Here is a 23,289-nt window from a genome sequence, read left to right as displayed (position 1 = left end):
GGCGGAGTCGGGTCGGGCGGGTGCCGGGGCGGGGTCCTGCGGTGCCGGTGGTCCGGACGGGGGTCCCGCGGCAGGCGGCGCCGCGGGCGGTCCGGGGGCCGGTTCCGGGGACAGGGAGGTCGGTTCTTCGGACCCCTGGGCCATCACGACACCGCCCACCGGCCCTGCGGTCACAGAGTTCTTTAGTCCGACGTCGGAGGCGCATGACATGGTGCTGGTGGGAACCTTCCTTGCGCGGTGCGCGGCAAATCGGCTCCAGATCCTCGAAGGCAGCGCCGTCGAGGACTCGGATGCCATGTCGTCCTCGATCTTCGAAACCGTGGCGAAGTCTCGAGGCTGTTCGTGGAAACCGCAGCCCCGCATCTCCGGAATCCATTTCTCCTTCATGGAGCGGAAGCGTCAGCCCGTCGGCACGTCATCGCGCCAGCCGCTGCACCCGACCGTTCCTGACATGCACGGTGCTCCGGTCGCGGCGATGCCGCCCGCAGACGAGGACCTTCCGTTCTAGGACGTGGTTCGGGCTTCAGCAGCGCCATCCGGGCCAGCGCTGCCGACCTCTCCGCGGGACCGCGATGACACACGCTACTCCCCGATCCGGCTACGGGTCTGCGGCTTGGTGGATCGAAGCCGCAGACCGCCCAGTCCTCAGTCGCCGGGGTGGTCCGAGGGATGGAGCGCCGAGCGCAGCCGCTCCATTTCGCGCCTGTCCTTCTTCGTCGGGCGGCCGGTTCCGCGGTCCCTGAGGGGGACCATGGGGACCAGTTCCTTCGGGCGTTCAGGCGTGTGGTCCGTGTAGCAGCGCGCCGCCACATCGGCGCCGACACGCTTCACGATCAACCCTCGAACCTCAAGGATCCGTTCGAAGCCCGACTGGCGCACCCGAACCGTGTCGCCGGGCACCACCGTTTGGGCGGCCTTTGCGGGACGCCCATTGAGTCGGACGTGCCCGGCGCGACAGGCGGCCGTCGCTGCGGACCGGGTTTTATAGGCGCGGATGGCCCACAGCCAGGCATCGATGCGCACGGCGGATTTTGCTTTGGCGGTCGGCGTCGTCATATTCCCCCGAGCTTACCGGCGACATCATCCCTCGAGACAGTGGGGCCGGATCGCAAGGATTGTCCGGTGCGCACGCGGTGCGCCGTCCTTCCGCACCGACGTCGCGGACGGCGCTAATCCCGCGACCACCGCGGCAGGACGCACCCTCCACGCCGTCGTGGGGGAGTGCACCCCGGGTGTCGCTTAGATCAGGAAAAGGCTCAGCACCCAGACGGAAGCGAACCCCGCCAGGCCCTGGATCGCCGTCGCCGGCGTCAGCGTCCGGTAGGCGGTTGCGGTTGGGATGCGGCTGAACTGCGAGACCACCCAGAAGTAGGAGTCGTTGGCGTGGGAAACCACCATGGCTCCGGCGCCGATGGCCAGGACGGCCAGCACCGGGCCCGCCCCCGAGGCCAGGCCTAGGGGCTCCAACAAGGGAAGCAGCATGGCCGACGTCGTGACCATCGCGACGGTGGAGGATCCCTGGGCGGTCTTCAGCGCCGCCGAGATCACGAACGGAACCGCGATGCCCAGGCCAAGACTGGCCAGATTGTCGGAAAGGAAGCCGGTGATCGCGCTCTTCCCCAGGACGCCACCGAACGCGGCACCGGCACTGGTGATGAGCAGGATGGGGGCGGCGATGAGGATCGCGTCGGAGATCTGCTCATTGAAGGCCGCGAGCTTGCCTTTGCCGCGCAGCAGGAACGTGGCCGCGATCAGGCCGAGCGCCAGCGCGACCACCGGGGTTCCCAGGAACACCAGCGTGCCGAACAGTCCACCCTCGCCCATCGGGGCGCCCGGAAGCTTGGCGACCGAGGCCAGGCAGATCAGCAGAATCGGCAGCAGGATGGGAAGGAACGCCATCAGGCCACTCGGCAGCTTGCCGTAGGCGGCCTTGAGCTCCTCGTAGCTCACTTCCGTCTCCTCCGGGGCGAGGGGCAGGAGCTCGACGTCCTTCTTCAGGAACCGGTTCGCGTACAGGAGGGCCGCGCCGGCCGAAACCGCAGCGACCACGAGGCCCAGCCCGATCAACAGGCCCAGGCTGTCGACGACGTTGAGGTTCGCCGCCGCCGCCAGCGGCCCCGGTGTCGGGGGAACCATGGTGTGGGTCGCGTAGAGTCCGGTCATCAGGGCGATCGACATGGCCACGAGGGAGACCTTGGCGCGTTCCGCCATCGCCTTCTTCAGCGAGTTCAGGATGACGTAGCCGGAGTCGCAGAAGACCGGAATGGACACGATGTATCCGATCACGCTCATGGTGAGGGTCGGGAATCGGGTGCCGAGGACCTTGATCAGGCCGTCGGCCATGGCAATCGCGCCGCCGGACCGTTCGAGGATCACGCCAATCATGGTGCCGAAGAGGATCACCAGGCCGATGCTGCCCATGGTGGCGCCGAACGCCGTGGTGATGGTCGGGATGATCTCCTCGACCGGCAGCCGGAAGGCGAACGCCCCGATGAGGGCCGCGCCGAGCAGGGCGAGAAACGGCGAGATCTTGTACTTGGCGGTGACCAGCACGATGCCGACCACCAACAAGAGCAGTACCAGCAGGTCTATCACGGGGAACCTTTACTTTCCGAGGGTGCGGTGGGTCGAGTGGGGGAAGCCGAGTGCCGCGCACGCCTGGGCGGCGGTCTCCTCGATGAGGCTTTCGGCACCGGCGACGAGCGCCTCCAGCGACGAGGGACCTTGGGCGATGGAGAACGCGGCGGTCAGCCCGGCGTCGCGGCACTGCGCGGCCGTCAACTGGACGGTTCCGGCGATGACGACGACGGCGGTCGACTTCGGCGCGAGCCGGCGCACCGCGTCGACGACCTTGCCGCCGAGCGACTGGGAGTCCAGGCTGCCCTCTCCCGTCAGGACGACGTCGGCGCGGGCGAGGGCTGCGGGCAGTCCAACGGCGTCGCCGATGAGCTGGGCGCCCGGGAGCGTTTCGGCGCCGAAGAGGGCAACCAGGGGAAGCGGCAGGCCGCCCGCGGCGCCCAGGCCGGGACGCTCGACGAGTTCCTTCGGGTCGGCCGACGTGGCACGCGCCAGAACCCGGGCCAGGTTCGACAGGCCGTCATCCAGCGTCTCGACGTCGCGGTCGGTGGCGCCCTTCTGGGGGCCGAACACGGCCGCCGCCCCGCGGGGGCCACACAGCGGGTTGTCCACGTCCACGGCGATGCGCCACCGGACGGTTGCCGCCCGGGGGTGAAGCGCGCCCAAATCCACGCCCCGGATGGCGGACAGCCCGGCGCCCCCGGGCTCCACCTCTTCCCCGTCGGCGTCGACACAACGGGCCCCGAGGGCGGTCAGCAGCCCGGTGCCCCCGTCGGTGCTGGCTGACCCGCCGATGCAGAGCAGGATCTCCTCGACGCCGTCGTCCAGCAGGTGCCGCGCGATCACACCGACGCCCCGGCTGTCGGCGCGCAACGGCCGCAGCGCGACGTCCGAAACATGGGGAAGGCCGTTGCCCTCCGCCGCCTCGATGACGCCGACGCGGCCGTCCTCGGAGACCACGCAGCGCGCCGTGCGCGGCCGGCCGAGGGCGTCCGTGGTGTCCACGGTCATCGCCTCTCTCCGCCACACCGCCAGCAGGGCGTCCAGGGTGCCTTCGCCGCCGTCGGCCAGCGGGAGCTCGACGATCTCCGCGTCCGGACCGAACGCGGCGCGGGCGCCGCGCGCCAGCGCGGCCGCGGCCGAGGCGGCGGTGACGCTGCCCTTGAACGAATCGGGGGCGGCGACGACGACGGGGGCGCGGCGGGGAGGCATGCCTACGACACTAGTGTGACCCCGGGCACCACACTATGGTCAATTCAGCCACTTCGGAAGCCGCCAAAGGGCGTCCTTATGGTTATGTCGCCCATCCCCGGGCGGCCACCAGGCCCAAGCGCAGCGTGAGGGACTGGCGCGGATCCCGCGGGTCCAGGCCAGTCGTCTCGGCGATCCGGTCCAGCCGCTGAATGACGGTGTTGCGATGTGCGAAGAGGGCGCGCGCCGTCTCGGAGATCGACCGCCCCGAGTCCAGATACGCGTTGACCGTCGCCCGATGGACCGCGCTGAGGCCGGACACGTGCGAGGCAAGATGGCGCGCCGTCTCCGCGGGCATGCACGCCACGGCGAGCTCGGCCGTGAGTTCGCCGGACCGCAGCACGGGGCTCCCGGTCGGAAGGAAGCGCGGCCTGGCGAGCAGCGCCCCGAGGGTCTTCGCCGACCCACCGAGTGTTTCGATGTCGGGGCAGGCGTCTCCGCGGACGAGCAGCGTGGCGGAGGCGTTCGAGGTGGTGCCGGACGCCGCGGCGGCCGCCATCCCGGCGGCGGCCAACGCGTCGTCGTCGTGTTCGGTGGCGCGGCCCAAGACCCACAGCGCCCCCTGGAACGAGGCCCAGCGGAAGCGGCCGGTGCTCTCGAGGCGCCGTGTGATGTCGAGGAGGTTGCGGGGCAGACGGGACTCAGCGGAGGCCGGGGAGGGTGCGTCGACGACGGCGGCCAGGCGCCACGGCGCCGCGAGGCGGGGTGCGTCGCCGGCCAGCGAGGCCCCGACGGCCCGCGCGTCGAGGTCACTGTTGACCAGGCGGGAGAGCAGGTCCCGGTCGCGGGCCTCGCGCCGCGCGGAGGCATCGAGTTCGCGCTCCCGCGTGAGGAGCAGGCCGATCGTCAGGACCAGGATCTGGGCCACGGGCAGGACGGTGGCGGGATCGCCGGTCAGGCCCACGACGCCGACGATGTCTCCGTCGAGTGTCAGCGGCAGGTTGACGCCCGGTCGGGCCCCGGCCGGCTCCTCGCCAGCATGGATCACCGCGGGGACGCCGGTCGCCGCGGCCTCCCGTGCCCCCCGATGGAGCGTGCCGATCCGTGCCGGATCCCGCGAGGCGATGACGATCCCGGCCCGGTCCATCACGTTGATGTTGTGGGCGAGGGCGGGCGACACCTGGTCCACCACACGCTGGGCCAGGCCGCGGCTGAGGGGCGCGGACATAGCGCCAGTCTAGGGCGGCGGCGTGGTACGGAGACCGGACGCGGGCCGCCGGATCGGCGTTTTCCGGCACCCGCAGGAGCTGCCGCCGTCCGTCGTGTCGCACCGACACGCTGTTACTCGTGAAACCAATGGGATAAAAGTTATGAAATGAGTCTTCCGTGAAGGATGTTGCGTCGGTTAGCCTAGTGCTCGGATCGGGGTAGTCGGGGGACGCCCCGGTCCAGCCGTCGGGGGACGGCACCCGGATTCCCTTGTTGGTCCACCCGCACTTCGAACGCTTTCCACTCGCTTTCCACTCGCCCTTCCGTTCTCGCCGGCTCAGCCGGTTCGCTAGACAGGTGTGTCCCGCATGGTCTCTCTTCAGCGCGCATTCTCCGTCCCCGCCGCGTCGGCGCTCACCGTCGCCCTGCTGGCTTCGGGCCAGGGCGCGGCCTCGGCCGCCGGACCCGGATCGCAGCCGCACGGACTCACCGTCGTCCCGGGGGGTATTCCCGCGCTCTCGCCCGCCACCGCAGTGAGCATCGAGCGCGTTGCCCTTCCCCTGAAGCCCCAGACCTACCGGTTCTCCTCCCGGTACGGCGCGCGCTGCATCCCCGTCATCGGCGGCTCCACGTACCACCTGGGCCAGGACCTCGGCGCGGCCAACAACGATCCCATCTACGCGGTCGCGAACGGCGTCGTCACCCGGACCAGCAACGGAACCGCCAACTCGAGCGGCTACATCGTGGTCAAGCACGTCCTCGGCGGCAAGACCTTCCACACGGTGTACGTGCACATGTGGAAGGCCACCACGCACGTCGCTGCCGGGTCCGTGGTTAAGGCCGGCCAGCAGATCGGCCTCGTCGGGAACTCGGGCCCGTCCACGGGCCCCCACCTGCACTTCGAGGTCTGGGAAGGCGCCTGGTACACCGGGAAGTCGCTCGATGCCACCGCGTGGCTCAAGGCACGCGGGGTCGACCTCGCGGGCAACGCCAGCCGCATCTACCCGGACCTCCGCCCGACGTCGTGCAGCTACTACGCGGCGTCGACCCTGAACCTGCGCTCGGCCCCGACCGCCTCCTCCCAGGTCCTGTCGACGCTCGCCGTCAATACCGCCATGAGGGGCATCCCGGGCGAGATCAGCAACGGCTACGTCCGGGTCACCGCAAACGGCTTCACCGGCTGGGTGCTCCACTCCGGCGTGTCGCCCTACAAGGTCGCGGGCAAGCCGTCGCCGCCACCGCAGCAGGAGGCCGGCTCGCCCGACGAGGACGTCGTCCCGTCCGGACAGGTCGGTTCGGGCACCACCACCGTGGCTGGCACCTACTCCGCCAACTCGGGCGTGAACATCCGCTCCCAAGCGAGCACCGGCAGCGCCGTGCTGAAGGTTCTCCCCAAGGGTGCCAAGGCCACCGTGTCCGCCGACCTGAACGGCTGGTACAAGGTGTCCTACGCGGGCACCGTCGGATGGGTGTACTCCAGCTACCTGACGCGCGTCGCCTCGGCCCCCACGACGCCGGCTCCCACGACGCCGGCCCCCACGTCGCCTGCCAAGGCGGCGACCCACCGCACCACCGTCAACCTGAACCTCCGATCCGGCGCGGGCGGCACGCACGCAGTGATCCGGGTGCTGCCGAAGGGCACCGCCGTGGCGGCGTTGTCCGCTCAGGGCACCTGGTCCAAGGTCGCGTCCGGGACGACGGCGGGCTGGGTGGCCTCCGAGTTCCTGCAGAAGATCGCCGCGCCCGCGCCGGCCAAACCGCCGGTCACCAAGCCGGTCACGCAGCCGGCCGCGCCGAAGCCGCCGGTCGCGACCCCGGCCCCGAAGCCCGCCCCCAAGCCGGTGGCCAAGCCCGTCGTCACGCTGCAGACCAGCGTGGCCCTGAACTTGCGCGCCGGAATGGGCACCACCTTCAAGGTCCTCAAGGTCCTGCCGAAGAACACCAAGGTGACCCAGGTTGCCGTGAAGGGGACGTGGACCCAGGTCAAGCACGGGACGTCGACGGGCTGGGTCTCCACCCGCTACGTCGCCAAGGCGCCCACCACGGCGAAACCGGTGACCAAGGCGCTGAAGGCCGCCAAGTTCCGCACGACGACGAAGGTCAACGTCCGGAAGGGGCCGGACCACGCGCAGTCCATCGTGAAGATCCTGCAGAAGGGCGCGGCCGTGACGGTCAACGCCTCCAACGGGTCGTGGCGCCGCGTGGTCGTTGGCTCGACGGTGGGGTGGGTGCCCGCCACCCAGCTGACGGCCGCGACAACGGCGTCGGCCGCCAAGCCCGCCGCGGCGACCGCCTCCAAGACCCGGACGACGACGGCGCGGGTCAATCTGCGCACCGGAGCCTCCACCGCGTACCGCGCCGTGGTCGTGTTGCCGGCCAACGCGAAGGTCACCTCCAAGGCGACCAAGGGTCTCTGGGTCCAGGTCACGTACGGCTCCAAGACCGGGTGGGTCCACGGCGCCTACCTCAAGTAGGGACGGACGTCCCTCAAGAAGGACCGGACGTCCCTCAAGTAGGGCCGGACGCCCCCCTCAAGTATGAGCGGACGTCCCGCAAGTAGGGAAGGACGTCCCTCAAGTAGGGCCGGACGCCCCCCTCAAGTAGGAGCGGACGTCCCTCAAGTTGGGAAGGACGTCGGGCTTGGGGAGTCGCCGGGACGGCGGGCTAGGGAGGGCTCGCCGTCCCGTACTGGCCGGGAAGGACCTGCTGTCCCGGGGTGGCAGCGGTGGCGTGGGACCTCTGGCCCTGCCGTGCAGGGATGGGCGGCGACCTCGGGGCTGTCCGCTCGGAGTCGACACCGGTAGTTTGGAGTCACCAGGAGTCCTGTCGAGTCGGCGGGAATCGCCCGCACGAATACCGGAGACGCCATGATTTCCGAGGATGGCCCGGATGGCCCGGATGGCCCGGATGGCCCGGATGGCCCGGAGGACCCGGATGACGCCGCGAAAAACCCGGCCGGCGCGGCGCCGGACCAGGAGCGGACGGCCCAACCGACGCCGGAGCGACCGACACCGGGCCGCACGCCCGGCCGGCTGGCGCGCCCCGTCCGCGGCCGCCTGGCCGACGGACGCGAGCTGCTGTACTTCTCCGATGCGGACGCCGCGGGCCCCGCGGGTAAAGCCCGCGGACCCGGCGGAGATCCCGGCGAATCCGGCGGGGATCCCGGAGGGCCCGGCGGGGAAACCGGCGGTGCCGGGGGCGCAGCTGCCGCCGCTCCCCCCGTCGCACCGCCGGAGGACCCCCGCGACCTGCCGGCGCGCCCGGACGCGTCCGAGCTGCGCTACGACCCGCTGACGGGGGAGTGGGTGTCCTTCGCGGCCCACCGGCAGGCCCGGACCCACCTTCCCCCCGCCGACGAGTGTCCGCTGTGCCCCTCGCGGGACGGGCAGCCGACCGAGGTGCCGGCGGCGGACTACGACGTCGTTGTGTTCGAGAACCGCTTCCCGTCCTTCGGACCGCTGCAGGTGAACCCCGTGTCGGAGCCGCGGCTGGGGGCCGTGTCGCCGGCCCACGGCCGGTGCGAGGTGATCGCCTTCGGGGCGGGACACGCCGACTCGTTCGGAGACCTCGGCCCCGTCCGCGCGCGGACCGTCGTCGAGGCGTGGGCGCAGCGCACTGCGGAGCTCTCGGCGATGCCCGGCGTCGAGCAGGTGTTCGCCTTCGAGAACCGCGGCGCGGACATCGGCGTGACCCTGCACCATCCGCACGGGCAGATCTACGCCTACCCCTACGTGCCCGTCCGGGCCCTCACCCATCTGGCGCGGGCCGTCGCGCACCGCGAACGGACCGGCCGAAACCTGATGGGCGACATCCTGGAGTTCGAGCTCGGGGCGGGGGAACGGGTCGTGGAGCGCGGGGAGCACTGGACGGTCCTCGTGCCGTTCGCCGCGCGCATGCCGATCGAGGCACACGTCGTGCCGAACCGCCATGTGGGAAGCCTGGACGAGCTATCGGCGGCCGAACGCGCGGAGCTGGCCGCCGTCTACCTGCGGCTGCTGCGTACCGTGGACGCGCTCTACGCGACGCCGACGCCGTACATCGCCGCCTGGTTCCAGGCGCCGACCCGCCATCCGGACCGCGCGGAGGCGCGGCTGCACCTGCAGCTGACGTCCCCGCGCCGTGCGGAGAACAAGCTCAAGTACCTGGCCGGATCGGAGGCGGCCATGGGGGCCTTCATCGGCGACGTGACGCCGGAATCGACCGCCGAGCGCCTCCGCCAGGCCGCGGCGCGGATCGGCGCCCGGGCATGAGCGTCCGGAACGCGCGGGACGGGAACGCGAACGACGGCGGCGGGCTCGCCGCGGTGTTCGCGGAGGTCTACGGCGGCGAGCCCGACGGCGTGTGGGCGGCACCGGGCCGGGTCAACCTGATCGGCGAGCACACCGACTACAACGAGGGGTTCGTTCTGCCGTTCGCGATCGACCGCACGGCCCGGGTGGCCGTGCGCCTTCGCCGCGGCGAGCCGGGCATGCTGCGCGTCGCGACGCTACAGGGCGACGGCGGCCGGGTCGACGGCGACGGAGCCGGGGGCATCGAGGTCGACGATCCCGGAACCGACGGCGGCCCCAGCGGCCGGCGCCGCCCCGGCGTCGTCGAGGTTGCGCCGGATGCGATGGAACCCGCGGCGGTGCCCCCGTGGGCGCGCTACATCGCCGGCGTCGTCTGGGCGTTCCGGCAGCGCGGTGTCGACGTCCCGGCCCTCGACGTGCTGCTGGATTCGGACGTGCCGATCGGGGCCGGGCTGTCTTCGTCCGCGGCGATCGAGTGCGCGGTCGCCCTGGCGGTGGACGACCTCACGGGTTCCGCGCTCGGGCGCGAGGAGCTGGTCCTGCTTTGCCGCCGCGCGGAGAACGACTTCGTCGGGGCGCCGACCGGCATCCTGGACCAGTCCGCGTCGCTGCTCGGGACGGCGGAGCACGCCCTCTTCCTGGACTGCCGCAGCCGCGCGGCGCGCCAGGTGTCCCTGCCGCTGGCCGCCGCGGGGTTGTCGATCCTCGTCGTCGACACGAAGGTCAGCCACGCGCACGACACGGGCGGCTACAAGGCGCTGGTGGCCGCGTGCGACCGCGGCGCCCGGGAACTCGGGGTCTCCGCGCTGAGGGACGTTCCGGCGTCGCGCCTCGGGGAGGCCCGGGACGTGCTGGACTACGTCGCGTTCCACCGCGTGCGGCACATTGTCACCGAGAACGAGCGGGTGCTCGAGACCGTCCGCCTGTTGGAGGGCGCGGAAGCGGACGGTGCGGAAGCAGACGGCCCGGAAGCGGACGGCGCGGCGGCGGAGGCCCGTGGCCCGGGCGCCATCGGCGAGCTGCTGACCGCCAGCCACGCGTCCATGCGCGACGACTTCGAGATCTCCTGCGCGGAGCTCGACCTGGCGGTGGATGCGGCCCTCGGTGCCGGCGCGCTCGGTGCGCGCATGACGGGCGGGGGATTCGGGGGCTCGGCGATCGCGCTGGTCCGCCGCGATGCCGCCGGCACCGTCGCGGAGCGGGTCCGCGACGCGTTCGTCGAGGCCGGGTTCGCCCGGCCGGACATCTTCGGCGTGGCGCCCGGCCCCGGGGCGCGCAGGCTCTGACCGCCGGTGCTGCCCGGTCCGCCGACGCGGCCGCATCCGCCGGCGCTGCCCCGTCCGGCGGCGCGGCGGGGCCCCTCCGACGGGTCGGTCGGGAGCACGGCGCCGCGTTGGGTACGGTGGTGGGGATCACATCACCATGCCGCCACCGGACCGCACCCCGCGGCGGCCGAGACCCCGAGGTGTCCCATGAGCACAACCACGCCCCCGAAGCAGGGCACGCCGCTATCGCGTGCCATGCGCCCCGTGAACAACCTGGTCGAACGGTTCATCCCGTCGGCGCTGGTGTTCGCGATCGCCCTCACGTTCATCGTCGCCCTGCTGGCGCTGGTCGTCACCGGCTCCGATCCGGTGCTGATCGTGCAGAGCTGGGGCGACGGCCTCGCCGGACTGCTCTCCTTCATCACGCAGATGGCCCTCATCCTGCTCCTGGGACACATCCTGGCGAACACCCGCCCGGTCCGGAAACTGCTGCGCGGCCTCGGCTCGGTGCCCCGGACCGCCATCCAGGCCTATCTGTTCGTGTTCGTCGTGGCGGCCGTCGCCTCGCTCATCACCTGGGGGCTCGGCCTCGTCGTCGGCGCCCTCCTGGCCAAGGAAGTGGCCGCCCAGGGACGCGACCGCGGCATCAAGCTGCACTTCCCGATGCTGGTGGCCTGCGGATTCGCGGGCTTCGTCGTCTGGCACATGGGCTATTCCGGCTCCGGGCCGCTGACGGCGGCCACCCCCGACTCGTTCATCGCCCAGCAGCTCGGCGGGACGCTGCCGATCACTGAGACCACGTTCTCCACCTGGAACATGGTCGCCGCGGCGGCCACGATCGTCGTCGTCGCCTTCGCGCTGTTCCTCGTGGCACCCCGCTCGGGGGACAGGATCATCGAGCTCGCGCAGGACGCGCGGGAGAAGGACGTGGACATCGACGACGCCGTCGAGACCCCGGCCGACCGCGTCGACGCCAGCCGCATCCCGACGCTGCTCCTGGGTTTGATGCTCGCGACCTACCTGGTCATCCACTTCTCCACGGGCGGGACGCTCACGCTAGACATCGTCAACTGGACGTTCCTGGCGCTCATCCTGCTGTTGGTGCGCAACCCGTTCGAACTGATGGCCCTGACCAAGCACGCCGCCTCGAACGTCGGCGAGATCCTCCTGCAGTTCCCGCTCTACGCGGGCATCCTGGGCATCATGACCGGGACCGGCCTGATCGAGGTCTTCTCCGACGCTTTCGTCGCCATCTCCACGCCGCAGACCTTCGGCGTGCTCGCCTTCCTCTCCGCGGGACTCGTGAACTTCTTCGTCCCGTCCGGAGGCGGCCAGTTCGCGGTGCAGGCGCCGATCATGTTGAGCGCCGCCGAACGGCTCGGCGTCGACCCGGCCATCCCGATCATGGCCGTGGCCTACGGCGACCAGTGGACCAACATGATCCAGCCGTTCTGGGCGCTGCCGCTGTTGGCCATCGCCGGCCTGAAGATGCGCGACATCCTCGGCTACACCACCGTGGTCCTCTTGGCCTCCGGCCTGGTGTTCGCCGCGACGCTGTTCATCGTGTCGCTCTAGGGAGTGGCGCCGGGCCCCGCTAGTTCAGCGCGGGATCCGGCGCCGACACCTCGTCGAGGGTCCGCAGATCGGCGGGCGACAGGTTCAGGCGCGTGGACGCCAACAGCGCCGCCAGCTGGGGGATCGTCCGCGCGCTCGCGATCGGCGCGGCGACGCCGGGGCGGGAGCGCAGCCACGCCAGCGCCACGGTGGAGGCCTCCTCACCGAGCCGCGACCCGATGTCCCGCAGTTGGGCCACGATGGCGAGCCCGTCCTCGGTGAAGTGGTTCTGCACGCCCTGCCGGCGGGGGACCCCCGAGAAGTCGTCGGCGGTCCGGTATTTCCCGGTCAGGAAGCCGGACGCCAGCGCCGAATAGGGCAGGACCGCCAGGCCGAACTCTTCGGCGAGCGGAGCGTAGGCCGACTCGTACGGCTCGCGGGCCACCAGGTTGTAGCGCGGCTGGAGCGCCACGGGACGCGGCACGCCGAGCTCGTCGGACAGGGCGATCCACTCGCGGACGCGCTCGGGGGAGTAGTTGGACAGGCCGATGTGCCGGATCTTGCCCGTGGCGACGAGCTTCCCGAAGGCCTCGACCGTCTCGCCGAGCGGGTTGTCGGGATCGTCGAAGTGCGCGTAGTAGAGGTCGATGGTCTCGGTGCCGAGCCGGGAGAGCGAGGCCTCCGCCGCAGCGGCGACGTTGCGCGCGGACAGGCCCTTGAACTCGGGATGCGTGCTGACCTTGCTGGCGATGACCAAATCGTCCGGCCGGTCGCTCCGGGCGAGCCACGAGCCGATGATCGACTCCGATTCCCCGCCGGTGTTGCCCGGCACCCAGGCGCTGTAGCCGTCGGCGGTGTCGATCAGGTTGCCGCCGTCGGCGACGAAGGCGTCGAGGACCTCGTGGGATTCGGCCTCGTCGGAGGTCCAGCCGAACGTGTTCGCACCGAGGGCCAGGGGGAAGATGTCGAGCTCGGGGGCTTGGGGGAGGGGCACGGGGATTCCTTTCGACGACGGCCGGTCGGGCACCGCTAATTCTGGGGAAGCAGGCACCCCCGGGAGGAATCCCGAGGGTCCGTACCCATCCAAACTACCGTGTGACCCAGATCATTCCGGACACGGTACGGCATCATTCGGGACACGGTCGCGCGTTGCCGCGGTGCCACCCGCACCGCCCACCGTCCACCCGCGCCGCCCACCGTCCACCCGCGCCGCCCACCCGCAGCGCCCGCCGCTCGCCCCCGCCGCTCCGGTCGTCCCGGCCGCATCGCTGGCACACTGTGGGGATGGATGACGCGCTGGCTTCGACCCTCGACGCCGTCGGGCCGCGCCTGCGGGCCCTGCGCAGGGACCGGGCGACGACGCTCGAGGCGCTCTCGGCGTCGACGGGGATCTCCGTGAGCACCCTGTCGCGGCTCGAGTCCGGCCGGCGCAAACCCACGCTGGAGCTCCTGCTGCCGCTGGCCAAGAACTACGGTGTACCGCTCGACGAGCTCGTCGGGGCCCCGCCCACGGGCGATCCCCGCGTGCACCTGCGGCCGGTCCGCCACCGCGGGGCGACCGTGATACCCCTGACACCGCGCGCAGGCGGGCTGCGCGCCTACAAGAACATCCTTCCCGGAGCGGCGAAGCCGGCGGTTCCGGATCCGCAGACGCACCAGGGATACGAATGGGTCTATGTCCTCAGCGGCAGGCTGCGGCTGGTGCTCGGCGACCGCGAACTGGAGCTGCTCCCGGGCGAGGCCGCCGAGTTCGACACCCGCACGCCGCACTGGATGGGCAATGCCGGCGCGGATCCCGTGGAGTTCCTGGCCCTGTTCGGCCCGCAGGGGGAGCGGGCGCACCTGCGCGCGCGGCCCCGCCCGACGGCCGGGTAGGCCCGGACGGCGATTCTTGCCGGACCGGCAAAAATCGTTGCCGCGCCCCGGTGACGGGGCGGACGCTTGACGTGACGTCGTCGACCCGGAACCGCCGGGCCGCGGTCCCGGAACGAAAGCGAAGAACCATGGTGAAGAGCGCGGCACAGGAGAACCTCGGGGAGTACGACGTCGTCGTGGTGGGAGGCGGGGCGGCGGGCCTTTCGGGGGCGTTGGCGCTCGCGCGGGCGCGCCGGTCGGTGCTCGTGGTCGACGCCGGAGACCCGCGCAACGCACCGGCCGGGCACGTCCACAACTACCTCGGGCTGGAGGGCACGCCGCCCCGGGACCTCATCGCGGCCGGCCGCCGCGACGCCGCGTCGTACGGCGCGGACTTCCGGGCGGGCGAGGTCACGGCCGCTCGGCGCGGGTCCGACGGGATGTTCCACCTCGATGTGCGCGTCGACGGTGACCGCGACGCCGACGGTGACGGCGACGTTGACGGCAACCACGGGGGCGCGGTGCGGGCGCGGCGCCTGTTGATCGCCTCCGGCGTCGTCGACCGGCGGCCCGACATCGACGGGCTCGCGGGGCGGTGGGGGCGCGACGTCCTGCATTGCCCCTACTGCCACGGGTGGGAGATCCGGGACAAGCCGCTGGGCATCGTCGCCACGCACGTCGCCGCGGCCGTCCACCAGGCGCTGCTCTGGCGCCAGTGGACGGACGACGTCGTCCTGTTCCTGCACACCGCCGGTTCCCCCGGGGACGCGGCGCTGGAGCAGCTCGAGGCGCGGGGGATCCGCGTGGTGCCGGGGAAGGTGGAGGCGCTCGAGACACGCGGGGACCGGCTGTCCGGCGTGCGGCTGGCCGGCGGGGCGGTGGTTCCGCGCGAAGCCGTGGCCGTCTTCTCCCGGGTGGAGGTGCGCGGGGAATTCCTGGCGCAGCTCGGCGTGGAGGCCGTCGAGGTCGCGCAGGGCGACGTGCCGATGGGCACGAGCATCCCGGTGGACCCGATGGGCGCGACGCCGGTCCCGGGCGTCTACGCGGCGGGCAACGTGGCAAACCCCGCCGCGCAGGTCATCTCGTCCGCGGCAGCCGGTTTGATGGCCGGCGCGGCGATCAACGCGGACCTGGTGGCGGAGGACACCCGCCGCGCGGTCGAGGCGCGGGCAGTGGGGGCGCGGGCAGGGTCGACGGCGGCCGCCGGAGGGGCCGGCTGAGGGAGGCACGACGGCCGCCCCGGGTCGGGCGGCCCGTCCCGGCCGAGCGGGGGTGCCCCGCCTACTCGAGGAGCAGCGCGACCAGCGCGATCACCGGCAGGGAGAGGAGCGAGCTGACGAAGATGATGTCCCGCGCCAGCGTCGAGGGCATGCGGAACTGGCTGGAGAACAGGAACACGTTCTGCGCCGTCGGCAACGCGGCCATGACCACCACGCCCAGCAGGTGGATCCCCTCGACGCCGAAGACGAAGCGGCCCGTCACCCACGCGACCAGGGGCATGACCGCCAGCTTCACCACGGAGCCGAGGACGAGGTCCGGCCTGCTGCCGCGCTCCGTGAACGGCTTCTGCCCGTGCAGGCTCATGCCGAACAGCAGGAGCAGCATGGCGATCGACGCGTTGCCCATCATCTCGATGGGGATCCACACGACGTCGGGCAGGCGCCAGCCCGTCAGCGACAGGGCGGCGCCGGCCGCGGTGGCCACCGTGACCGGGTTGGCGATGGGCTTCGCCACCGTGCGCCACAGGGGCGTGGGCGCGGCGCCGCCGGCGCGGGCGGGACCGCGGGTGCACCACGCGAAGACGGCCAGGTACACCGGGGCGATCACCAGGAGCTGCGCCAGCAACACGGCCACGACCGGCGCGGAACTGCCCACCGCGTACAGCGCGATGGGCAGTCCGATGTTGCCCGCGTTGACGTAGGACGAGGCCATGGCCCCCACGGCGGTCCTCGCCGCCCGGCGCCGCAGCGCCAGCGCGCTGACCAGCGCGTAGATCCCCCCGCTCACGCCCGCGGTGATCAGGGCGATGGGCGTGTAGACGCCGACGACGGCGCCGAGGTCCGTTTCCGCCAGCAGCATGAACATCAGCGCCGGGTTGGTGATGTAGTACACCGCCGGGGTCAGGCCCCTCTGCATGGCCGTGACCTGGCCCGGCACCAGGACGGCGGCGGCGAATCCGGTCAGCACCATCACCAGCACGATGCCGAAACCGAGCAGGACGCCGTCCACCGTGAACTCCTGGGAATCGTTGTCGGATCGGCGCCGTCGGCGTCCGCATCCGGGGACAGCCGAACCGGGCCGGCCCGCGTGTGGGCCGGACCGGTTCGGAGGGAACAGTCTTTCTGGGTGAAGCAGCGTCCTGAGGGCGGCATTGCCCCTGGCGGGCCGCGGCCTGATCGGTCCGCACCTTGATCGATCCGCCCCATGGCTGAACCGATGCGCGGCCGAACCACTGCCTAGGCGAACCGATGCCCGGCCGAACCACTGCCTGGGCGAACCGATGCCCGGCCGAACCACTGCCTAGGCGAACCGCCGGCTCAGCGAACCAGACACGGACGCTTCGGATCGAACTCCCAGCCCTCGACGAGGTACTGCATGGCCGCCGCGTCGTCGCGCGAGCCCAGCCCGTGCTCGAGGTAGAGGCGGTGCGCGGCGTCGAGCCTGGCTCGGTCCAGTTCGACGCCGAGGCCCGCCCTCGCGGGCACCTGGACCTCGCCGTCGCGGATGAGGGGCGGCTGCGTCGTGAGACCCTGGCCGTCCTGCCAGATCCAGTGCGTGTCCAGCGCGGTGATCCGGCCCGGAGCGGCGGCGCCGACCTGCGTGAACATGGCCAGGGAGATGTCGAAGTGGTTGTTGGAGTGCGATCCCCAGGTGAGGCCGAACTCGTGGCACAACTGGGCCACGCGGACGGACCCGCCCATGGTCCAGAAGTGGGGATCGGCCAGCGGGATGTCCACCGCGTTGGTGCGCACCGCATGCGCCATCTCGCGCCAGTCCGTGGCGACCATGTTCGTGGCCGTCTGCAGCCCGGTGGCGCGGCGGAACTCCGCCATCGTCTCGCGGCCGGAGAACTTGCCCTCGGCCCCGCACGGGTCCTCGGCGTAGGCGACGACCCCCTGCATGCGCCGGCCCAGGCGGATGGCCTCCTCGAGGAGCCAACCGCCGTTCGGGTCCAGCGTGATGCGAGCGTCCGGGAAGCGCTCCTTCAGGGCCACCACGGCGTCGACCTCGGTGTCGCCCGACTGGACGCCGCCCTTGAGCTTGAAGTCCTGGAAGCCGTACCGGGCCTGTGCCGCCTCAGCGAGCCGGACCACCGCCTCCGGAGTCATGGCCTTCTCGCGGCGCACGCGCTCCCAGTCGTCGGCGCCCCCGGGTTCGCGCAGGTACGGAAGGTCCGTGGCGTCCGGGTCCCCGACGAAGAACAGGTAGCCGAGCATCGGCACCGCGTCGCGCTGCTGGCCATCGCCGAGCAGCTCCGCGACCGGAACGCCCAGGAACTGTCCGTGGAGGTCCAGCAGCGCCGACTCGATGCCGGTGACCGCGTGCACGGTGGTGCGCAGGTCGAACGTCTGCAGACCCCGGCCCCCGGAGTCGCGGTCGGCGAACTCGGCGGAGATGCTGCGCAGCAGCGTGCGGTACAGCGCCACCGGCCGGCCGGCGATCAGCACCCCGGCCTCCTCGATGGTCGCGCGGATCTTCTCGCCGCCCGGGACCTCGCCGAGCCCCGTGCGTCCGTCGGAGTCCGTCACGATGACCACGTTCCGGGTGAAGAACGGGCCGTGCGCGCCGGAGAGGTTCAACAGCATCGAGTCGTGCCCGGCCACGGGCACCACCTCGACGCCGGCGATGGTCGGCTGCCCGCTCATGCGCGGTCCGCCGCGGCGGCGCCGGCTGGCGTCAGCTCGCCGTCGATGCGCCGGTTGAGGTTCCACGGGTTGGCGTCGCGCAGCGGCTGCGGCAGCAGGGCGTCCGGGATGTCCTGGTAGGCGACCGGGCGCAGGAAGCGCTCGATGGCCAGCGTGCCGACGGACGTGGTGCGCGAGTCCGACGTGGCCGGGAACGGTCCGCCGTGGACCATCGCGTGGCCCACCTCGACGCCGGTCGGCCATCCGTTCGCGAGGATGCGCCCGGCCTTGCCCTCGAGCACGGGCAGCAGCGGCGCCACGGTGGCCCGGTCCTCGGCGGTCAGATGCAGGGTGGCGGTGAGCTGGCCCTCCAGCCGGCGGGCGGCGGCCACGAGATCCTCCGCCGAGGAGTAGCGGATCATCAGGGACGCGGCCCCGAAGATCTCCTCGTGCAGGACCTCGTTGCCGAGGAACGTGGGGACGTCCGTGCCGAACACGACGGGGGCCGGCGCGTTCTCGGTGGGCCCGTCCTGGCCGCGGGCGACGAGGTCGACGCCGTCCTGCGCCGCGAGCTCCTCGGCGCCCCGGGTCCAGGAGTCGGCCATGTTCTTCGTGAGCATGGTCTGCCCGGCGGCGCCGGACAGGGTGCCGTTCACGGCCGCGGCGAACTCGTCGCCAGCCTCGCCTGCGGGCACGAAGACCAGGCCGGGCGCGGTGCAGAGCTGGCCGGAGGAGCCGGTCACGGAGGCGACGTAGGCCCGGGCGAGCGCCGCGGCGTCGTTCTCGAGGGCGCCGGCGAAGATGAAGACCGGGTTGATGGAGCTCATCTCGGCGTACACCGGGATCGGCACGGGCCGAGCGGCGGCGGTGGCCATCAGCGCGGTGCCGCCGGAGCGGGAGCCCGTGAAGCCGACGGCCTGGATGACGGGGTGGGACACCAGCGCCTGGCCGATGCTGGCGCCCGGGCCGTAGACCAGCGAGAACACGCCCGGGTGCAGGCCGGCTTCGCGGACGGCGTCGGTGATGGCCCGCCCGACGAGCTCGCTGGTGCCCGGGTGCGCGTTGTGGGCCTTGAAGACCACGGGGCAGCCCGCGGCCAGGGCCGAGGCGGTATCCCCGCCGGCGGTGGAGAACGCGAGCGGGAAGTTGCTGGCGCCGAAGACCGCGACGGGACCCAGGGGGACCTTGCGCTGGCGGATGTCCGCGCGGGGCATCGGCGTGCGGTCGGGACGCGCCGGGTCGATGCGGACGCCGCGGAAGTCGCCCTGGCGGACCACCGCCGCGAAGAGGCGCAGCTGGCCGGTGGTGCGGCCGCGCTCGCCGTTGAGGCGGGCCTCCGGCAGGCCGGTCTCCGCCATGGCGCGCTCGGTCAGTTCGGGCGCGATGGCTTCGATGTTGTCGGCGATCCGCTCGAGGAAGGACGCGTGCGTCTCCGGGTCCAGCGCGCGGAAGGACTCGAAGGCCTCCTCGGCCGCGGACGTGGCGGCGGTCAGCTGGTCGGCATCGAGCAGCGAGTACGCGGGATCGAGAACGTCGTTGGTGGCGGGGTTGGATCCGTGGACCGTCTTTCCGGTGCCGGGCGTTTCCCGGCCGGCGATGATCGAGTGTCCGCGGAGGGAGGTCTGCTGCGTGGTGGGCATCCGGGGGTGCTCCTTCGTCTCTGGGTGGCGCCGACGCGGTCGTCGGCGGGGGTGCTGCGTGGAACAGGCTGCGGCCGCCCGGCTGTCCGGACGGCCGCAGCCCAGCTTGTCAGGCGCCGTGCGGCACCGCGGCCACGGCCGGCCGGACCGCGGCGGACTCGATCAGCGCCGCGAGGTCCGCGAGGTCGCGCTCGGTCAGGTCCTGGAGCGGAGGGCGGACGCCTCCGGCGTCGCGGCCCACGGCCTTCAGCCCGCCCTTGACGATCGACACCCCGTAGCCCTTCACGCGGTCGCGGATGTCGATGTAGGGGAGCACGAAGCGGTTGAGCTTCTCGTTGACGGCCACGCGGTCCTGGTTGCGCACGTCCCGGTAGAACTCGAGCGCGAACTCCGGGACGAAGTTGAACATGGCGGAGGAGTAGGTGCTCATGCCCAGCTGCAGGAGCGGCAGCGCGAAGGTCTCCGCCGTCGGCAGCCCGCCGAGGTAGAAGAGGCGGTCGCCGTTCTTCGCGTACACCTTGGTGGTGTGCTCGATGTCCCCGACGCCGTCCTTGAAGCCGATGAAGTTCTCGTGGCGGTCGGCCAGGCCGGCGACCGTGTCGGCGTCGTAGCGGGCGTTGGCGCGGTTGTAGACGATGACGCCCAGCTTGGTGGCGCGGGCGACTGCGTCAGCGTAGGCGGCCAGCCCGGCCTGGTCGCATTCGGTCAGGTACGGCGGGAGCAGGAGGATGCCCTCGGCGCCCGCGGCCTCGGCGGCCCGGGCGTTTTCCACGGCCTGCGCGGTGGTGCCGCCGGCGGAGGCGAGGACGGGCACCTTCGAGCCGGCCTCCTCGACCGCCATGCGGATCACGGATGCCGACTCCTCGGGGGTCAGGCTGAAGCCCTCGCCGGTGCCGCCCGCGGCGAACAGGCCGGCGACGTCGTAGCTGGACTGCCAGGCAAGGTGTTCGCGGAATTTCTTCTCGTCGATGTTCAGCTCGGCGTCGAAGGCGGTGGCCGGGAAGGACAGGAGTCCGTCCTTGAGCCGGTTTGCGAGTTCCTGGGGGGTGTACTGGGCCACGGTGCATCTTCCTTTGCAGTGGTGCCGCGGGCGGCGGGGCGAGTGCGCTTCGTGTCCCACCCTAGGGAGGCTGCTTGATGCCTGTCCAAGCCCTCTTTTGTATGGATTGATGCACTTCGGGCATGATCGCGGACCTAGCTGGCTTTGGTCCGGACCACCTCCAGCAGGCGGCGCAGCGCGGGGTTGCGCGATTCCCGGCTCCAGATGGCGTGCAGCTCCACGGCGTCCGGGGCGACGCCGTCGAGCCGCAGGTAGGAGACCCCGTCGATCCCGAGCATGCGGGCGGACTCCGGCACGAAGGCCACGCCCCGGCCGGCCGAGACGAGGGCGACCATGGTGAGGATCTGGCTGACGGTGTGGACCACGTTCCGGTGCTCGATCGGCACCTGCCGCACGGCCAGGTCGTAGAAGTACCGCGCCTTCGTGGGCGAGTGCATGATGAGGGGCGTGTCCCGCAGGTCAGCGGCCGTGACGGGCCGGGTCAGCCGGTCCAGCGCGTGCCCGGCGGGCACCGCGAGCCGCAGGTTCTCGGAGAAGAGCAGGTGGGACTCCAGCACGGTGGTGTCGAAGGGCGGGCGCGCCAGCCCCAGGTCCAGGTCCCCGTCCCGCAGGGCCTGGACCTGTTCGCCCGTCACGAGCTCCTGCAGGTCGACGTCCACGTCCGGCAGCCCCTCGGCGATCTCGGCCAGTAGCGGCCCGAGGAGGCTGAAGCCGGACGCCGCGGTGAACCCGATCCGCAGCACCCCCGCCCTGCCGGCGGCGATGCGACGCGCCGTCAGGGGGGCGCGGTCGGCGGAGACCACCAACTTGCGCGCCTCGGCGAGAAAGGCGCGCCCGGCCTCCGTCAGCGAGACCTTGCGGTTGTCGCGCTCGAGCAGCTCGACGCCGATGGATCGCTCCAACTTCTGGATCTGGCGGCTGAGGGGCGGTTGCGTCATGTTGAGCCGTTCGGCGGCCCGTCCGAAGTGCAGTTCCTCGGCGACGGCGATGAAACTCCGGGCTTGGTCGAGCGTAAACATGATGCCTTTCGAGTATCAGTCAATGCCGTAATGGGCTTGGACATGCATCATAGTAGTTTTCTAGGCTCGGGTAGCGGATCGGACGTGACGCCGTTCACAGCAGAGCCGGCGCCTTCGATCCCCACCGCACGATTCGCTCAGCGCACGACCCGTTCATTGCACGACCCGATCACCGCACTAGGAGTCTCCATGAAGCACTTCACCACCCGCCGCGCCTTCGCCGGTGTCGCCGCAGCATCGGCGCTGCTGGCCCTCACCGCCTGCGGCGGCAACGTCGGAGGCGGCAGCGCCGACTCCTCCGAGTTCCCCGCCGGTCCCATCAACCTGACCGTCGGCCAGGCGGCCGGCGGCTCGACCGACCTGATCGCCCGTGCCGTCGCGGACGGCATGTCCGAGAACCTCGGAGTCGCCGTCCCGGTGCTCAACAAGCCGGGAGCGAACGGTGCCTTGGCGACGCAGGAAGTCTCCGGCGAAGCGGCCGACGGCTACAACCTGGTGTTGCTCAATGCATCCCTGATCACCATCACCCCGTTGGCCGTCAGCGAGAACGAGGCGGTGACGCTCGACAACCTGGACGTCATCAAGGGCCTGTCCCAGGACGACTACGTGCTGGTCGCCAGCACCGAGTCCGGCATCGAGAACCTCGACGACCTCAAGGCGGACTCCGGATCGGTCACGTACGGCACCACCGGCGTTGGCACAGGTTCCCAGCTGGCCCAAGCCGTACTGTTCGAGCAGGCCGGCATCGAAGGAACCGCCGTTCCGTTCGACTCCGGTTCGCCGGCCCTGACCGCAGTCATGGGCAACCAGGTTCAGGTCGCCACCATCCAGTTGGGTGAGGCCAAGCCGCAGATCGACGCCGGCACGGTGGTCCCGCTGACGGTCTTCTCCGCCGAGCGCAACGAGTTCCTGCCGGACGTCCCGACCGCCGTGGAGTCCGGCTACGACGTCCCGGTCTCGCAGTACCGCGCCATCGCCGCGCCGAAGGGGCTGCCCGAGGACGTGAAGGCCCAGCTGGTGGAAGCCGTGGACGCGGCGATCGCGGCCGACTCCTACAAGGAGTTCAACGAGAGCAACCTGCTGAGCCCCAAGGAGATTTCCGGCGACGAGGTTGTCACCGAATGGAACGAGCTTGCCGCCAAGTACCGGGAACTGACCGAAGAGCACGGCATCTCCCTTTCCGGCAGCTAGCCCTTCCGGAACCCGGCAACACGGACACCAGTCCCAGGAGCACCACATGAATCAGACCCGCGACACCGACGGCGCCTCCGGGGCCGCCCCGGACAGTCTTGAAGAAGAGCTGACGCCCGAGCAATTGGCCGAGCGCTGGGAGGCCGAGGGCCCGCCCCCGGCCGGTGCGGTGGCCAACCTGGCGTCCTCCCTGATTGCGGCCGCCGTCGGCGCGGCGGGCATGGCACTGGCCTTCTCGTTCGGGCTGGGCTCGCCGGCCCAGCCCGGACCCGGCATGTGGCCCTTCGCGGTCAGCGTTGTCATCGTCGTCTTCGGCGTGGTTCAGGTCATCGTCGGACGGCGCGGAGGCGAGGGCGAGAAATTCACGCGGCTCTCGTGGCTGGCCGCGATCGGCCTGGCGACCCTCGTGGGGCTGCTGCTCCTGATGCCGGTGATCGGTTTCGAGATTCCTTCCCTGCTGCTCTGCCTCGTCTGGATGAAGCTCCTCGGCGGGGAAACCTGGCGCTCGGCGGTGCTATATTCCGTGCTCGTTGTCGCCGGCTTCTACGGCATCTTCATCCTGGCCCTGGGGACATCGATCCCCCATCTCATCTAG

The 23,289-nt window shown here is 71.6% G+C and carries 19 protein-coding genes; 9 read left to right on the top strand and 10 right to left on the bottom strand.

Annotation, left to right across the window (positions count from 1 at the left end):
- The first annotated feature begins 208 nt into the window (after positions 1–208).
- Positions 209–508: a hypothetical protein gene (locus ACETWP_RS14680; RefSeq protein WP_373973011.1), complete on the top strand. Its 300-nt coding sequence runs from the start codon at positions 209–211 to the stop codon at positions 506–508.
- A gap of 137 nt (positions 509–645) precedes the next feature.
- Here the strand turns inward: ACETWP_RS14680 and ACETWP_RS14675 are convergent, their stop codons facing one another.
- From ACETWP_RS14675 to ACETWP_RS14660, 4 genes are all read right to left on the bottom strand, one after another.
- A complete protein-coding gene (locus ACETWP_RS14675) occupies positions 646–1,056 on the bottom strand; it encodes an RNA-binding S4 domain-containing protein (RefSeq protein WP_373973010.1) in 411 nt (136 codons plus the stop codon).
- A 183-nt stretch (positions 1,057–1,239) separates the two neighbouring features.
- On the bottom strand, positions 1,240–2,595 hold the full coding sequence (locus ACETWP_RS14670) for a GntP family permease (RefSeq protein WP_373973009.1): 1,356 nt from the start codon (positions 2,593–2,595) through the stop codon (positions 1,240–1,242).
- 9 nt (positions 2,596–2,604) lie between these two features.
- Positions 2,605–3,789, bottom strand: coding sequence for a glycerate kinase (locus ACETWP_RS14665; RefSeq protein ID WP_373973008.1), 1,185 nt, complete (start codon positions 3,787–3,789; stop codon positions 2,605–2,607).
- An 82-nt stretch (positions 3,790–3,871) separates the two neighbouring features.
- Complete coding sequence (locus ACETWP_RS14660) at positions 3,872–4,996, bottom strand: CdaR family transcriptional regulator (protein WP_373973007.1); 1,125 nt, start codon at positions 4,994–4,996, stop codon at positions 3,872–3,874.
- Between the two features lie 349 nt (positions 4,997–5,345).
- Here ACETWP_RS14660 and ACETWP_RS14655 point away from each other — a divergent pair, with 349 nt between their 5' ends.
- The 4 genes from ACETWP_RS14655 (at position 5,346) to ACETWP_RS14640 (ending at position 12,106) form a co-directional block, all read left to right on the top strand.
- On the top strand, positions 5,346–7,451 hold the full coding sequence (locus ACETWP_RS14655) for an SH3 domain-containing protein (RefSeq protein ID WP_373973006.1): 2,106 nt from the start codon (positions 5,346–5,348) through the stop codon (positions 7,449–7,451).
- Positions 7,452–7,844: 393 nt separating this feature from the next.
- Complete coding sequence (gene galT / locus ACETWP_RS14650; RefSeq protein WP_373973005.1) at positions 7,845–9,227, top strand: galactose-1-phosphate uridylyltransferase; 1,383 nt, start codon at positions 7,845–7,847, stop codon at positions 9,225–9,227.
- Positions 9,224–10,552 (top strand): galactokinase, encoded by a 1,329-nt coding sequence (locus ACETWP_RS14645; protein ID WP_373973004.1) that lies wholly within the window; start codon positions 9,224–9,226, stop codon positions 10,550–10,552. The genes galT and ACETWP_RS14645 overlap by 4 nt, the downstream gene beginning before the upstream one ends.
- Before the next feature lie 186 nt (positions 10,553–10,738).
- Positions 10,739–12,106 (top strand): short-chain fatty acid transporter, encoded by a 1,368-nt coding sequence (locus ACETWP_RS14640; protein WP_373973003.1) that lies wholly within the window; start codon positions 10,739–10,741, stop codon positions 12,104–12,106.
- A 19-nt stretch (positions 12,107–12,125) separates the two neighbouring features.
- Here ACETWP_RS14640 and ACETWP_RS14635 read toward each other — a convergent pair whose 3' ends face one another.
- On the bottom strand, positions 12,126–13,079 hold the full coding sequence (locus ACETWP_RS14635) for an aldo/keto reductase (RefSeq protein WP_373973002.1): 954 nt from the start codon (positions 13,077–13,079) through the stop codon (positions 12,126–12,128).
- 290 nt (positions 13,080–13,369) lie between these two features.
- Between ACETWP_RS14635 and ACETWP_RS14630 the strand changes: the two genes are divergently transcribed.
- The gene (locus tag ACETWP_RS14630) at positions 13,370–13,960 is read left to right on the top strand and encodes a helix-turn-helix domain-containing protein (protein ID WP_373973001.1); all 591 of its coding nucleotides are present in this window, start codon (positions 13,370–13,372) and stop codon (positions 13,958–13,960) included.
- Positions 13,961–14,088: 128 nt separating this feature from the next.
- Positions 14,089–15,159: an NAD(P)/FAD-dependent oxidoreductase gene (locus ACETWP_RS14625; protein ID WP_373973000.1), complete on the top strand. Its 1,071-nt coding sequence runs from the start codon at positions 14,089–14,091 to the stop codon at positions 15,157–15,159.
- 61 nt (positions 15,160–15,220) lie between these two features.
- Here ACETWP_RS14625 and ACETWP_RS14620 read toward each other — a convergent pair whose 3' ends face one another.
- From ACETWP_RS14620 to ACETWP_RS14600, 5 genes are all read right to left on the bottom strand, one after another.
- On the bottom strand, positions 15,221–16,168 hold the full coding sequence (locus tag ACETWP_RS14620) for an AEC family transporter (RefSeq protein WP_373972999.1): 948 nt from the start codon (positions 16,166–16,168) through the stop codon (positions 15,221–15,223).
- A 308-nt stretch (positions 16,169–16,476) separates the two neighbouring features.
- Positions 16,477–17,805, bottom strand: coding sequence for an enolase C-terminal domain-like protein (locus ACETWP_RS14615; protein WP_373972998.1), 1,329 nt, complete (start codon positions 17,803–17,805; stop codon positions 16,477–16,479).
- The gene (locus tag ACETWP_RS14610; RefSeq protein ID WP_373972997.1) at positions 17,802–19,424 is read right to left on the bottom strand and encodes an aldehyde dehydrogenase (NADP(+)); all 1,623 of its coding nucleotides are present in this window, start codon (positions 19,422–19,424) and stop codon (positions 17,802–17,804) included. The genes ACETWP_RS14615 and ACETWP_RS14610 overlap by 4 nt, the downstream gene beginning before the upstream one ends.
- Before the next feature lie 109 nt (positions 19,425–19,533).
- Positions 19,534–20,484 (bottom strand): 5-dehydro-4-deoxyglucarate dehydratase, encoded by a 951-nt coding sequence (gene kdgD / locus ACETWP_RS14605; protein WP_373972996.1) that lies wholly within the window; start codon positions 20,482–20,484, stop codon positions 19,534–19,536.
- A gap of 134 nt (positions 20,485–20,618) precedes the next feature.
- Positions 20,619–21,503 carry a LysR family transcriptional regulator gene (locus tag ACETWP_RS14600; protein WP_373972995.1) on the bottom strand — a complete coding sequence of 295 codons (885 nt, stop codon included), beginning with the start codon at positions 21,501–21,503 and terminating at the stop codon, positions 20,619–20,621.
- A gap of 189 nt (positions 21,504–21,692) precedes the next feature.
- Here ACETWP_RS14600 and ACETWP_RS14595 point away from each other — a divergent pair, with 189 nt between their 5' ends.
- Both ACETWP_RS14595 and ACETWP_RS14590 read left to right on the top strand, forming a co-directional pair.
- On the top strand, positions 21,693–22,694 hold the full coding sequence (locus ACETWP_RS14595) for a tripartite tricarboxylate transporter substrate binding protein (RefSeq protein ID WP_373972994.1): 1,002 nt from the start codon (positions 21,693–21,695) through the stop codon (positions 22,692–22,694).
- Between the two features lie 46 nt (positions 22,695–22,740).
- Entirely contained in the window at positions 22,741–23,289 is a 549-nt protein-coding gene (locus ACETWP_RS14590; protein WP_373972993.1) for a tripartite tricarboxylate transporter TctB family protein, read from the top strand.

It is taken from the genome of Arthrobacter halodurans (genome assembly GCF_041877255.1).
Classification (GTDB): Bacteria; Actinomycetota; Actinomycetes; order Actinomycetales; family Micrococcaceae; genus Arthrobacter_N; species Arthrobacter_N halodurans.
Note: the sequence above shows the minus strand (reverse complement) of the source record. Positions and strands in the feature narration are given on the sequence as shown.